13 protein-coding genes and 1 tRNA gene are annotated in these 11,910 nt (G+C 58.5%); 6 read left to right on the top strand and 8 right to left on the bottom strand.

The window, feature by feature from the left end:
* Window positions 1-8: 8 nt before the first annotated feature.
* Both R6X40_RS15495 and tesB read right to left on the bottom strand, forming a co-directional pair.
* Window positions 9-359 (bottom strand): P-II family nitrogen regulator, encoded by a 351-nt coding sequence (locus tag R6X40_RS15495; RefSeq protein WP_318414697.1) that lies wholly within the window; start codon window positions 357-359, stop codon window positions 9-11.
* Window positions 360-582: 223 nt separating this feature from the next.
* Window positions 583-1,467 carry an acyl-CoA thioesterase II gene (tesB, locus tag R6X40_RS15490; protein ID WP_318414696.1) on the bottom strand — a complete coding sequence of 295 codons (885 nt, stop codon included), beginning with the start codon at window positions 1,465-1,467 and terminating at the stop codon, window positions 583-585.
* A gap of 102 nt (window positions 1,468-1,569) precedes the next feature.
* Between tesB and R6X40_RS15485 the strand changes: the two genes are divergently transcribed.
* The gene (locus R6X40_RS15485; protein WP_318414695.1) at window positions 1,570-2,784 is read left to right on the top strand and encodes a ubiquinone biosynthesis hydroxylase; all 1,215 of its coding nucleotides are present in this window, start codon (window positions 1,570-1,572) and stop codon (window positions 2,782-2,784) included.
* Between the two features lie 209 nt (window positions 2,785-2,993).
* On the opposite strand, the gene R6X40_RS15480 is transcribed toward R6X40_RS15485, so the two are convergent.
* From R6X40_RS15480 to R6X40_RS15465, 4 genes are all read right to left on the bottom strand, one after another.
* The gene (locus R6X40_RS15480) at window positions 2,994-3,182 is read right to left on the bottom strand and encodes a Trm112 family protein (protein WP_318414971.1); all 189 of its coding nucleotides are present in this window, start codon (window positions 3,180-3,182) and stop codon (window positions 2,994-2,996) included.
* Window positions 3,183-3,191: 9 nt separating this feature from the next.
* Window positions 3,192-3,875: an LON peptidase substrate-binding domain-containing protein gene (locus R6X40_RS15475; RefSeq protein WP_318414694.1), complete on the bottom strand. Its 684-nt coding sequence runs from the start codon at window positions 3,873-3,875 to the stop codon at window positions 3,192-3,194.
* A gap of 133 nt (window positions 3,876-4,008) precedes the next feature.
* Window positions 4,009-4,998 carry a thioredoxin gene (gene trxA, locus R6X40_RS15470; RefSeq protein ID WP_318414693.1) on the bottom strand — a complete coding sequence of 330 codons (990 nt, stop codon included), beginning with the start codon at window positions 4,996-4,998 and terminating at the stop codon, window positions 4,009-4,011.
* A gap of 58 nt (window positions 4,999-5,056) precedes the next feature.
* Complete coding sequence (locus R6X40_RS15465) at window positions 5,057-5,566, bottom strand: prolyl-tRNA synthetase associated domain-containing protein (protein WP_318414692.1); 510 nt, start codon at window positions 5,564-5,566, stop codon at window positions 5,057-5,059.
* A gap of 254 nt (window positions 5,567-5,820) precedes the next feature.
* Here R6X40_RS15465 and R6X40_RS15460 point away from each other — a divergent pair.
* Window positions 5,821-5,895, top strand: a tRNA-Gly gene (locus R6X40_RS15460).
* A gap of 132 nt (window positions 5,896-6,027) precedes the next feature.
* On the opposite strand, the gene R6X40_RS15455 is transcribed toward R6X40_RS15460, so the two are convergent.
* A complete protein-coding gene (locus tag R6X40_RS15455; protein ID WP_318414691.1) occupies window positions 6,028-6,384 on the bottom strand; it encodes a hypothetical protein in 357 nt (118 codons plus the stop codon).
* Window positions 6,385-6,413: 29 nt separating this feature from the next.
* The gene (locus R6X40_RS15450) at window positions 6,414-8,735 is read right to left on the bottom strand and encodes a hypothetical protein (protein ID WP_318414690.1); all 2,322 of its coding nucleotides are present in this window, start codon (window positions 8,733-8,735) and stop codon (window positions 6,414-6,416) included.
* A 144-nt stretch (window positions 8,736-8,879) separates the two neighbouring features.
* Between R6X40_RS15450 and R6X40_RS15445 the strand changes: the two genes are divergently transcribed.
* The 4 genes from R6X40_RS15445 (at window position 8,880) to R6X40_RS15430 (ending at window position 11,868) form a co-directional block, all read left to right on the top strand.
* Window positions 8,880-9,224, top strand: a complete 345-nt coding sequence (locus R6X40_RS15445) for a hypothetical protein (protein ID WP_318414689.1) — start codon at window positions 8,880-8,882, stop codon at window positions 9,222-9,224.
* Window positions 9,225-9,686: 462 nt separating this feature from the next.
* Window positions 9,687-10,409, top strand: a complete 723-nt coding sequence (locus R6X40_RS15440; protein WP_318414688.1) for a hypothetical protein — start codon at window positions 9,687-9,689, stop codon at window positions 10,407-10,409.
* Window positions 10,406-10,906 carry a type II toxin-antitoxin system VapC family toxin gene (locus tag R6X40_RS15435; protein ID WP_318414687.1) on the top strand — a complete coding sequence of 167 codons (501 nt, stop codon included), beginning with the start codon at window positions 10,406-10,408 and terminating at the stop codon, window positions 10,904-10,906. Before R6X40_RS15440 ends, R6X40_RS15435 begins: the two co-directional genes overlap by 4 nt.
* A 128-nt stretch (window positions 10,907-11,034) precedes the next feature.
* The gene (locus R6X40_RS15430) at window positions 11,035-11,868 is read left to right on the top strand and encodes a DUF2971 domain-containing protein (protein ID WP_318414686.1); all 834 of its coding nucleotides are present in this window, start codon (window positions 11,035-11,037) and stop codon (window positions 11,866-11,868) included.
* Window positions 11,869-11,910: the final 42 nt, after the last annotated feature.

The following is an 11,910-nucleotide window of genomic DNA, read 5'->3' as shown; positions in this document are numbered from 1 at the left end:
GCCGTGACTTACAGCGCTTCTGTGTCGGTTTCGCCGGTACGAATGCGCACGGCATGGTCAATCGAGTAGACGAAGATCTTGCCGTCGCCGATCTGGCCGGTCTTGGCGGCAGAGGCGATCGCTTCGACGGTCTTGTCGACGATCTCCGTGGCAACGGCGATTTCGATCTTCAGTTTCGGCAGGAAGCTCACGGCATATTCGGTGCCGCGATAGATTTCCGTATGTCCCTTCTGACGTCCGTAACCCTTCACTTCGGTCACGGTCAGGCCTTGGATGCCAACGGCAGTGAGCGCTTCGCGAACCTCATCGAGCTTGAACGGCTTGATAATGGCCATTACAATTTTCATCTGGTTTCCCATCCTTGTTCATCTTCGGCTCGGGGCCGTATCGCCTTGCCGCCGAGCACAAACCCCCAACGACTGCCCTTAGCTATTCAAGGGGCGTGCCAGTTTGGGAGCGGATGGTTAAGTCTATGAAAAGACACGGAAATGCCACATTCCTCCGAAGGCATTCGGCGGAATGTCAAAAAAATGCTAAATTAAACGATTAAAAAATAAGCATAATCAAAAAAGCGGCGCTTTTTTATTCAGATGCCTTTTTCCGGATCAAGCCTTCCTGGGCAACGGAGGCGATGAGGGTACCGGAGCGATCAAAAAGGCTGCCACGCGTCATGCCGCGTGCACCGAAAGCGCTGGGGCTATCCTGGGTGTAGAGCAGCCAGTCGTCCATGCGGCAGGGGCGGTGGAACCACATGGCATGATCGAGGCTTGCCACCTGCAGGTCGCGGTCGAATACGGAGGTGCCATGCGCATAAAGCGCCGTATCGAGCAGGGTCATGTCGGAGATATAGGCAAGCACCGCTGCCTGGATGTGGCGCTCATCGGGAACTGTGCCAACGGCCTTGACCCAGACATCCTGCGACGGTTCCAGCTTGTCGCGCGAAAAATAATGCTTGAGCGAAACCGGGCGGATTTCAATCGGCCGGGGGCGCTCCCAGTAGCGGCGGATCGCCTCGGGCGCATTGACCAGGAATTTTTCCTTGATGTCCTGCTCGCCCATCAGCGTTTCGGGGGCTGCGACATCCGGCATGGCGATCTGGTGGTCAAACCCTTCCTCGTCGAACTGGAAGGAGGCAGACAGCGAAAAGATTGCCTTGCCGTGCTGGATGGCGACGACCCGGCGGGTGGCAAAGCTTGCACCGTCCCGGATGCGGTCAACATCGTAGATGATCGGCACGGACGGATCGCCCGGCCGCATGAAATAGGCGTGCAATGAATGCACGTAGCGGCCTTCGCTGACCGTGCGCTGGGCTGCTACCAGCGCCTGTCCGATAACCTGTCCGCCGAAGACGCGTTGCCAGCCAACCTGCGGCGAGCGGCCGCGAAACAGGTTCTCCTCCAGCTTCTCCAGATCCAGCGTCTGCAACAGGACATCCATCGGTGCGGGGTTTTCAGCGGGGCGCGACATTTCGGCAATCTCCAGAGGTCGAACGCTCAAGCGGTAGGAACGAGCGCATCAATGATCTATATAGGCCTCAAGCAATGCTCAAGAGCGACGGGAGAATGAGAGATGATCGATGTGCTGATTGCGGGCGGCGGTTATGTCGGGCTGTCGCTGGCCGTGTCCATCAAGAAGGCCGCGCCGCACCTGTCGGTGAGCCTGATTGATGGCGCTCCCGAGACTGCCTGGAAAAAAGACGAGCGCGCCTCGGCAATCATCGCTGCGGCCTCGCAGATGCTCGACGTGCTCGGCGTCTGGAGCGAGATCGAGCCGGAAGCCGAACCGATCAAGCGCATGGTGATCACCGATTCCAAGACCTCCGATCCGGTGCGTCCGGTGTTCCTGACCTTCGAGGATGAAAAGGTCGAGGGCCGGCCGTTTGCCCATATGGTGCCGAATGTTGCGTTGGTCGGTGCGCTTCGCAACGCGGCCGGCGAACTGGGTGTCGAGATCCGGCAATCGACGGCGGCAGCCGATTTCAAGAGTGGCGATCATTCGGTTTCCGTCGCTTTGGCCAATGGTGAGGCAATCGAGGCGCGATTGCTGGTCGCCTGCGATGGCGTGCGCTCGAAACTGCGCGATGCCGCCGGCATCAAGACCGTCGATTTCGATTATGGCCAGTCCGGCATCGTGACCACAGTCGAGCACGAGCGGCCGCATGACGGCACGGCGGAAGAGCATTTCCTGCCCGCTGGTCCGTTCGCGACGCTGCCACTGAAGAACAACCGGTCCTCGCTGGTCTGGACGGAGCGGACGCGTGATGCCGACCGGCTGATTGCCAGCGACGATCTGGTGTTCGAGGAAGAGTTGGAGCGCCGTTTCGGCCACAAGCTCGGTACGCTGAAGGTTGTCGGCGGACGCCGCGCCTTTCCGCTGGGGTTGACGCTGGCGCGTGATTTCATCGCGCCACGGTTTGCGCTTGCCGGCGATGCCGCCCACGGTATTCACCCGATTTCCGGACAGGGGCTCAATCTCGGCTTCAAGGACGTGGCAGCGCTCGCCGAAACCATCGTCGATGCCGATCGTCTGGGTCTCGATATCGGCTCGCTTGCCGTGCTCGAGCGCTATCAGAGTTGGCGGCGTTTCGACACGTTCCGCATGGGCGTGACCACCGATGTGCTCAATCGGCTGTTTTCCAATGATATCACGCCGGTCAGGGCTTTGCGCGATTTGGGCCTTGGCATTGTCGATCGCCTGCCATCGGTCAAATCGTTCTTCATCCGGCAGGCTTCCGGGCTTGGCGGACAGAACGAGCCGAAAATGCTGGAGGGGCAGGCGATCTGATTGGGGGCTATCGCGCTCAGGCGAGCTATAACCTCCGTCATCCCTGTGCGTGTCATAGCGATCAAGCTGCCGCGCGTCTGCGCGGTGGGAGAACCGGCCATAAACTTCGATGAAGGGTACTCCACGCGACGGACGTCGCGTGACTGGATTCCTGTGACGAGCACAGGAATGATGGAGAAAGTTGGTCAATCGGCCAAGGCGTCGTAGCCTCAATCCTCGATCTTGCGCGCCTCGGAAATCAGCATGATCGGGATTCCGTCGCGGATCGGGTAGGCGAGGCGGGCCTTTTCGGAGATCAGTTCGTTCTCGGCGGCGTGGTAGCTGAGGCGGCCTTTAGTGAGCGGACAGACCAGCAGTTCTAGCATTTTGGGATCGACACGGCTGGTTCTGTCTTCCATCATTTCCGCCTATTGCAGCATGGTTTCGATATCACCGAATGTACGGGCAAGCACGATCTCGGTGATGGCAATCAGCGTTTCGGCGCGGGTCTTCAGATCCGGCGCCTCGAGCAGAGCCTGCTTTTCCGCCGGGCCGTAAGGCGACATCATCGCCATGGAATTGACCAGCGTGACATTGCTGGCGCGTTCGACGCTTTCCCAATCGGCTTCCAGTTTGTTGGCGTCGAGATAGGCCTTGAAGGCGGCCAGCAGGGCTTTGCGATCGACCTGCGCTTCATCATCCGGCCCGGTGAGGTCTGTGGCGAAAGGGGCGATCTTGAAGGAGCGGTAACCCTTTTTTGCCAAGGGAACTTCATCGAACAGCCGGAACCGGCAGATGCCGGTCAAAGAGACAATATAACGGCCATCCTCCATCTCGGCGAACGAGGTGATCCGGCCGACACAGCCGACCTGGCAAAGCGCCTGCACATGCGCCTGGCCCGCCTCTTCGCGAATCTCGCCAAAAGAGGGCTGGATCATGCCGATCAAGCGCTTTCCGGCCAGCGCATCATCGAACATGGAAAGGTAGCGCGGCTCGAAGATATTGAGCGGCAATTGCGCGCCCGGAAGCAGGAGCACACCCGTCAGCGGGAACACCGGAAGCGTCTCCGGTAGGTCCTGAGGCCTCAGATAACGTGCATTACCAACTTGCATGTCTTACTTCACCCCGTCGCTGTCAGGCGTTCTTGTGGCGACCTCAATGGTGCCGCGCCGCTTATCGACAAGAAATGGGGCGCCAGCGTCAAATCTCAAGGGAGATTGTCACAAAGGCGCCTCCGAGAGGGTATCACGAAAACAGGATTGAGGACAGTTTGCGCCGCGCCGACAATGTTGCCGGGTCCATCGGGCCCCAGACTTCGAAGAACTGCAAAAGCTCGCGCCGCGCGCCGTCGTCGTCGAACGTCCGGTCGCGCTTCATCACCTTGAGCAGGTGATCGGCCGCAGCCTCCCGGTCGCCCTCGACATTGCGGATCTTGGCAAGCTTGATGCGGGCGCCGTGATCGTCCGGATCGGCAGCGAGAATTTGCTCGAGCGCATTGGGGTCGCCGAGCTTGCGGGCTTCCTCGATCTGGTCGAGCTTTTTGATAACGGCGGCGATGCCGGCATCCTTGGCAAGCTCTTCGGGGAGATCGGTCAGCACTTCGCGCGCCTGCTCCAGCTCGCCGGCGGTGATCAGGCAATTGGCAAGGCCAGCAAGGGCCGTGGCATTTTCAGGATCAGCCTGCAGCACGGCACCGAAAAGACCGGCCGCGTTCTCGATATCGCCTTGCTCGACGAAGGCTTTTGCCTCGGCGAGGGCGGCGTCGATCCCGGCCTGCTGGTCGTCGACCATCGGACCAGCGATCTTGTCGATGAATTCACGGATCTGGCTCTCCGGCACGGCACCCATGAAACCATCGGCCGGCCGGCCGTCTATAAAGGCGATCACGGCAGGAATGGACTGGATGCCGAGCTGTCCGGCGATCGAGGGATGATCGTCGATATTCATCTTGACCAGCCTGACGCGGCCCTGTGCCTCGGTCACGACCTTTTCGATCACCGGGGTCAGTTGCTTGCAGGGGCCGCACCAGGGTGCCCAGAAATCGACGAGAACCGGCTGCTGCCGCGAGGCTTCGAGAACGTCGCGGGTAAAATTGGCGGTCGTGGTTTCCTTGATCAACTCGCCGGCTGGCACGGCTGCGGTCGCCGGAGCCTGTGCTGGCGCAGCGCCATAGCTGGCCGTCGCTGTCATCTGGTTGCCATAGGATGCTGCATAGGGATTGTCGTTGCCGCTCATCGTGTCTCCTCGCGGACATCCTCGTCCGTCTGACTGTCTTCCCGTCAAAGATCGTATGTCAGGACGTCACTTTCAAGACAAGGGCTTCGTGTCCCGTCGCCTCGATAAAGCGCAGCAGGTCCTTGGATGCGATCGATGTCGTCGCATCGTTGGACAGCGGATGGCAGTTGATGATCTCGTCCTTCATCAGGTCCTCGTCGATGATGATCTTCACATTGTGGCCGGTGTCGTTGATCACGCCGAAAGCCGTGACGGCACCCGGAATGACGCCGAGATATTCCATCAGCTTTTCCGGCTTGCCAAAGGAGACTTTGGAGGCGCCGCCGATGATCGTGTGCACGGTCTTCAAATCGACGCTGGCGTTTTCCTCGACGGTCAGAAGGAAAAAATTGTCCTTCTTGTCCTTCACGAACAGGTTCTTGGTGTGGCCACCGGGGATTTCGTCGCGCAGCGATACCGATTCGGCGACGGTGAAAACCGGCTCGTGCCGCTTCGTCTTGTGCTTGATGCCGAGGCTATCGAGAAACAGGAACAATTCATCCTGCGTTTTCGGCGAAACTTCACTCATGACGGCTTCCCTTGGCTAGAAAATCACGGCCTTCCCATACGGCCAAAGGCAAAAAATCGCAATCTTCCACAGAATGCATGCTGCAAAACGCCTTGTTTTCAGGGGCTTGCGACATTTCTTCGAAAAATTATTGGTTCAACCGTCATTTCCCTGTTGCATTTAAAAATCGTCTGGGCCATATAGCCGTCGTCGCAGCAAACAACAAACGCAGCGGCGCCACGGTCCACCGACTACCCCCGGACCGAGGCTGATGAGCGGGTGTAGCTCAGGGGTAGAGCACAACCTTGCCAAGGTTGGGGTCGAGCGTTCGAATCGCTTCACCCGCTCCATTTTTCTCTCAATAAAATCAAGCAGATAATAGACGTATAGCTCACAGAGCGGCGGCGGGTTCAAAGCCATTGGGTTGCACGCGGGTAGCACGGTTTTCCAGAGCTTCGTGCATCCCGAATTAGCCGTTTGGATCAAACCTTACAGGGAAAAGTCACGCTCAATGCTTCCCTGACGTAGATCGGAAATGCCCTGTAGTCGTCTGTCGCTGACGCTGTCTTTGAAGACTTCAGATAGTTCGCGAGGATACTGACGTACTGGCCGCTAGTCAGTTGAAGGGCCGGCGGCGGGCAATACAACGGCGCTTCGCCACGATCCTTCAGGAGTGAGTTGAGCGAAGCGAGGGTTTCACCGCTGGCGAAAACCATTGAAGCTTGATACTCGCCCGCATACGCGCCCTTCATGAACCAGCCAAGGGTGTCGGCCTCTTGAGCCTTTGCATTACCGAACAGCGCCAAGACGCTGACCAATGCTATTCCCATCCGCACCATAGACTTCTCCTTCAGCGCGCATTTTCGCGCTATCGATCGGAACTCGCTGCGCCGGTCTGCGCACCGCTGCGTCGCAGGGTTTCGCCAATTGCCAGGCCGGGCCGCCGGGTCATAGCGGAGCGTATCATTTCTACGGAATTGGGGTCTGTAAATAAATCGGCCAATTGGGCCATGTTGTTGCGCTGTGTTGCTTGCGTCATGGCGTTGCCGATGTTTGTGCCAAGACTGGCAATCGTCTTTGCCCCTGTCCGGAAAGGCGTTGCCAACAGCGAACCGGTTCCCAACTCACTTTGCAACGCGCTGTTGAACGCGGTGGCGCTGCCGATCGGCTTGCGCCGGCCTGTGGCCTGGAGGACGTCCAGCAGCTCGGGCATCGTCGTGGCCGCGCGCTGATCGGGCAGCGCAGATAGCGCCGCGTCCAGGGTCTGGCGACGGGGTTCGTTGCCCGCAATGTCCTTGTGATACTTAGCGCCAACGAATTCATTGGCACCTTCCTGCGTATCTGTTGCGGCGCGGTGGAAACGATCGGCGAGGTTCTGCCGGATCAATCCGGTTGTCGTGGCGGGGTCTTGATCCATAAGCCGAGTGATGGCATCGATTGTCTCATCACGGGAGCCCGTCAGCGGGTTGGCCGGTAAAACGGCATGGCCGGCGCTTGCGGTATCGTTTGCCGCGGCGACCCGGCCGAGCGGCCCGAGCGTCACCGGGTCAACAGTATTCCGCGTGATGTCGACGTATTGCTGCTTGCCCGCTGCGAAATTGGGGCTGCTGCGCGTCATCAAATCGTCGAGGCGCGTCAGCAGCCCGCTAACAGCGGCATTCTGTTCTTTCGTGATCGCATCCGCACCGATCTGCGGCAAGTCCATGCGGTCGCGGAAATACTTGCGCGTGCGGTCCAGGTTCTCGATGTCGTTCGCCGGCCGGGCAGGGACCGGATCAATCGCTGGCGTTTGCGTGTAGCGTGTGACCTGACCGTTCGGCCGCATGACGGGCGTGCGTGTGGCCGGTTGCCCGGCGCGGGCAGGTTCCGCGATCAGCCGGTTCCGGAGATCGTTCAGCGGACCCGACAGCACGCCCGTCGTGTCGGCGGCCGTCATCGCCGCGATGTCGTCCAGAATGCCTTGCGCGCCTTCGACGGGTACGGTGTCGAGATCGGCGGCACGGTAGGTTGGGGCGACCGCTGCCGTTCGGGCTTGCTCGACGTCGCCGATCGCATCGGTCGCGGCCTGCGAAGCGCGCGGCCCGAGCAATGACGGATTATCGCTTTGTCGCGTGATCAGGTTCAAGACCTCGTCAACCGCATTGTGGACCTGTCCAGGCCGCGCGCTGAAGAATGGTGCGGTTCTCGCACGGCCGTCCGCAGAGCCTTCAACAACGCGCTGAAGGTTGGGAAGTGCTGTCGCACCGTTCTGCGCCTGCGTGATTGCCTCTGGCCCGGTCAGCCGCACGCCTCGGCTGTTGTTCTGAAGCTGAACCGCGCGTTCCCAATCTATCGCGTCGGGATCGCCGACGGCACGGCGGACAACGCTTTCCGGCATGCTGGCAGACCGCGCGGCGGCTACTCCTGCATTTCCCATCACTGCGCCAGCAATACGGGCCGCCGGCTCGAAAGCCGTGCCTTCGCTTATCTGGCCTGCGGCTTCGGACGCAATACCCGGAACGGCCGCGTTGCGCGTGACGTCGAAAAGGCTCTCGCCGATCTTTCGGCCGATCGTCGGCATGGCGCGGGCCGCGCGGGTCGGAAAACCGCCAGGCGCGACGAATTCACCGACAGTCTCGGCGTATTCGCCAGCCGTCGTCTTCGGCGCATACAGGTTTTCGTCCATGACGTTGCGCGCCGCGTCTTGACCGGCGTTGACCGCTGTCCCGAACGGATCGAGCTTGGCCATATTGGCGCGTGCCTCGGCGGCGCGTCCGATCGGGCGCTGTTCCATGCCGAACGCCGAGCGAATGCCGGCCTCGCCCTTGTCGACGAGATAGTCCATGCCGCCTTCGATCAACCGCTTTCCCGTAACCGGCAGCATGGCCAGTTCGGCGGCCCCGCGCACTACGCCCGATGCGCCACTGTAAAGCATATCCTTTGCTGCTGATGGCTGGTCGGAATTCGGGGCGGTGCCGTTCATCGCATCACGCTTGGCCAAGGTCTGCTCCTTGGCAACGCGTGAAATGACCTCGGGGGCGGTGCCGGCGGGAAACGTCAAAATGGTTCCGTCAAAGAGCCGCGCCCGTAGCTTGCCGTCAGGCTGCGCGACACCGGTCGCCTGTCCACCAATTGCCGTTTCCGCATCGCTTCGCCGTCTGCGCGCCTGGGCTAGAGCCAACGCTTTCTGCTGTTCCGGGGTCCACGCCATCGGCTCAATCCTTCTGTCTCACGGGTTTCATCAGCCTGCGATGCGCTGGAGCTGATTGACTGCCTGTCGAATTCTGGCGTTCTTTCGCTCAGTGATACGGTCTTGTAGATCGGCGTTGTCGATGCAGTTGCAGAGAATTCGCAAATGGTCGCGCATGTCGTGGCACACATCGGGCGAACGCACGGAGCGTTGCGTCTCGGTTTCCGTCCAAACGACAACCAGACCCGCAACGGCTCGCATTCCGGTATTCAAGATTTCACGATCGAAGGTGATCGGCAGCCGGGCGGCAGCGGTTGCGTGGGCGAGGATAACCGCGTCCAGCATCCGACGGCCCACGTACCCGTCGATTTGATGCGTCAACACCACCCGCCGGAACGTATTCAGTGCAAGGCTCATTTCGAACGCGAGGCTGATTTCGAAGACATTTGCTATCTTGCAAAACTGAAAAATCAGACGTTCAGCCTCGTCCGTGATCTGGTCGGTGTTTAGCTTGCAGGGCATTCAACGATCCTGTTGCAATTGACATGGCGAAAGGTAGTCTGCCGTTTTTCGCCGAAATAGACGCGGCATCGCGATTTCTGCATTATCTGCAAACTAGGAGGTGGCTTCGTGCTTCCCATCGATATCATTCGCGTGACGGGGAGCGCTTCCGCTCGGGTCTTGGCTCGGGCGATCGATGACGGCCGGGACGCCGAACAGGTGGCGGCGCTGTTATCGATCGTGCGGGATAACGTTCAACTGATGGAAGCGACAGAATCCGATCAGGTTGACGTAGGCCCAACGGACTATGTCCAATGCGCCCGCCGGCCGGCCGGGAACGTCATTATGTTGGCGGCCCACCGTTCCGGCCGCCGGGATACAAATTCGGGCCGCCCTGGGATCAATCTAGCTTAATGATGTGTTATGTGTTGAACCGATAAGATTTGAAGCGCGAACCCACGGAGGAATAGGATGAGCGATTTCCTTGAATATTCTTTCCGTATCGTAGGGCCGAAACCTGACACCATCCCAATGGCCCGCCTGGCCTGTTACATGGCCGAACTGGCGAAACTTATGGGATCGCCAGAGGCCGTCCACTTCAAAGAAATTCTTGACAAGAGCGTCAGTATTGTTGCCGTCGCCGATGCGGAACAGGTGTCCCTTATCTCGCCGCGAATTCGCGAAGCGGCGCAAAATGATAACGATGCCGACGCATCCAGCCCGTGGCGGAAGCTAAACGAATTTCTCGCCGAAGACGGCTGGACGGCCGAACTACCTTTGCCGAAGGGCGGGGAAGTCATATCGTTTCCTGGCAGGCTGAAGACGTCGAAAGCGATACGGACAGTGAACCAGCATACGTCCGTACAAGGAAGGTTGGTGCGCATTGAGGGCGTCGGCGATCAGGTAAAGGTCGGCCTCGACATTGACGGTGATCTTACAGCCCGTATTTCCATCAACGCTAGCTATGCGCGAGAACTGGCCCAGTGCTTCCATCAGCATGTTCGTTTGAGCGGTGAAGGTAAATGGACCCGCGATACCGACGGCCGTTGGTTCCTCGAAAACTTAAAAGCGACGGCGTTTGAACCTCTCGATGACGTCCCACTCACGCAGACCCTCAACAGGCTAAAAGAGATTTTGCCGTCGGGGGCGGGCGAAAAGATTATTCGAGCCGTGGATGAGTTGCGCAGCGCATGATCGTCGTAGACACTAATTTCCTGATCTTAATGATCGACCCTGACAGTACGCAAAACACCAATAGACGCGCCGACAGGGTGCGGCACTTCGTCGGGGCGCTGGCCAAAACAAACACCGTCATAATGATACCCGCGCCATCGATAGCTGAATTGGTGGCAGGTCGTGCCGAGCGCATAGAGGAAATCGTTGAAACGGTAAGACGGCTGAAGGGTTTCACTGTGCAGCCGTTTGACGAGGTGATCGCGATCGAAACTGGCGAGCGTATTGCTCATTGGCAAGACAGCATTCCGCCGGCCGATCGCGCGCCGGGTTGGAAGGTCGCCATGAAATATGATGCCATGATCGCGTCCACGGCGATCGTTCGCGGGGCGAGCGAAGTTTACACCACCGATACCGGCCTCGGTCAATACCTTGAGGGAAGTTCAGTCGTCGCGAAACTTATCGATGAGCTACCACTTCCGCCTGAAGACCCGCAGCAACAGTTTCCCTGGGAATAGGGGTCGCTTCGTTCTCGGGCCACAAATTTGCAAACCGCTCATCGTTGGTTAGCTCAGTGGGGCGGGAAGTCGGGCTATCCGGTTCACCCAAAACACACACACACACACATATCGGAGATGAAATTAGCATGGCCCCGATCCCAGAGGTCGTTCCGAACGAGTTGAGCCACTATACGACAATAGCCGGATTTCAGAGCATTCTAACAAAGCGCGAGTTATGGCTCTCCAATGTGTCTTTTATGAATGACAAGTTGGAACTCATACACGGGCTTCGGGTGGCGAGCACGGTCATTAGCAAAATGATAAAGTCGTCGGCTTTCGAACAAGATAAGCGGCGTTTGCTGAAAGAAGTTATTTCAGAGCTAAAGACTAGAGCGGTTCCAAATACCTACGCTGCTTGCTTTTGTAAAAACGATGATCTTCTAAGCCAGTGGCGGGGTTATAGCGGGGGGCAACAAGGAATAAGCATCACGTTTGGAGGGCATGCTCTCAGAGTATTTGCAGCGAGTAATTCCGGCACGCTGGTCAGCGTGGTTTACGATCGTGACAGAGCGGCAAACCGCTTCCAGAGGTTGTTCGAGCAGCACGTAAAAGAGACGGAAGGGTATCAGCAATTTGAAGACTTGCTTGGCATTGAAGACCCATCTGCGCAAAAGGAAAAAATGTTTCAAGCGGTCTCGCAACTGGTGCCGCGGTTCAAGGACGATGGCTTCGCTGAAGAGAATGAATGGAGATTGGTTATCCAGGGCGATCCAAAAGACCTGCAATTTAGAACCGGGGACGGCATTCTGATCCCATACCTGATTGCTCACACGGGTGGCCTCCTTCTTCCCGTCAGGCATGTCACGGTAGGACCAGGCAAAAACCAAGATTTGGCAATTAAAGGGGTGGAACTCTTTTTAGAAAAAGATGGGTATGGAGGGATTGAAGTAAAACCCTCGAAAATTCCCTACCGGCAGTGAGCGGGGAACTCACATGATAAACAAACCAACTTTTGCGCGAGT

The sequence above is a fragment of the Rhizobium sp. PL01 genome, from assembly GCF_033447125.1.
Classification (GTDB): Bacteria; Pseudomonadota; Alphaproteobacteria; order Rhizobiales; family Rhizobiaceae; genus Pararhizobium.
Note: the sequence above shows the minus strand (reverse complement) of the source record. Positions and strands in the feature narration are given on the sequence as shown.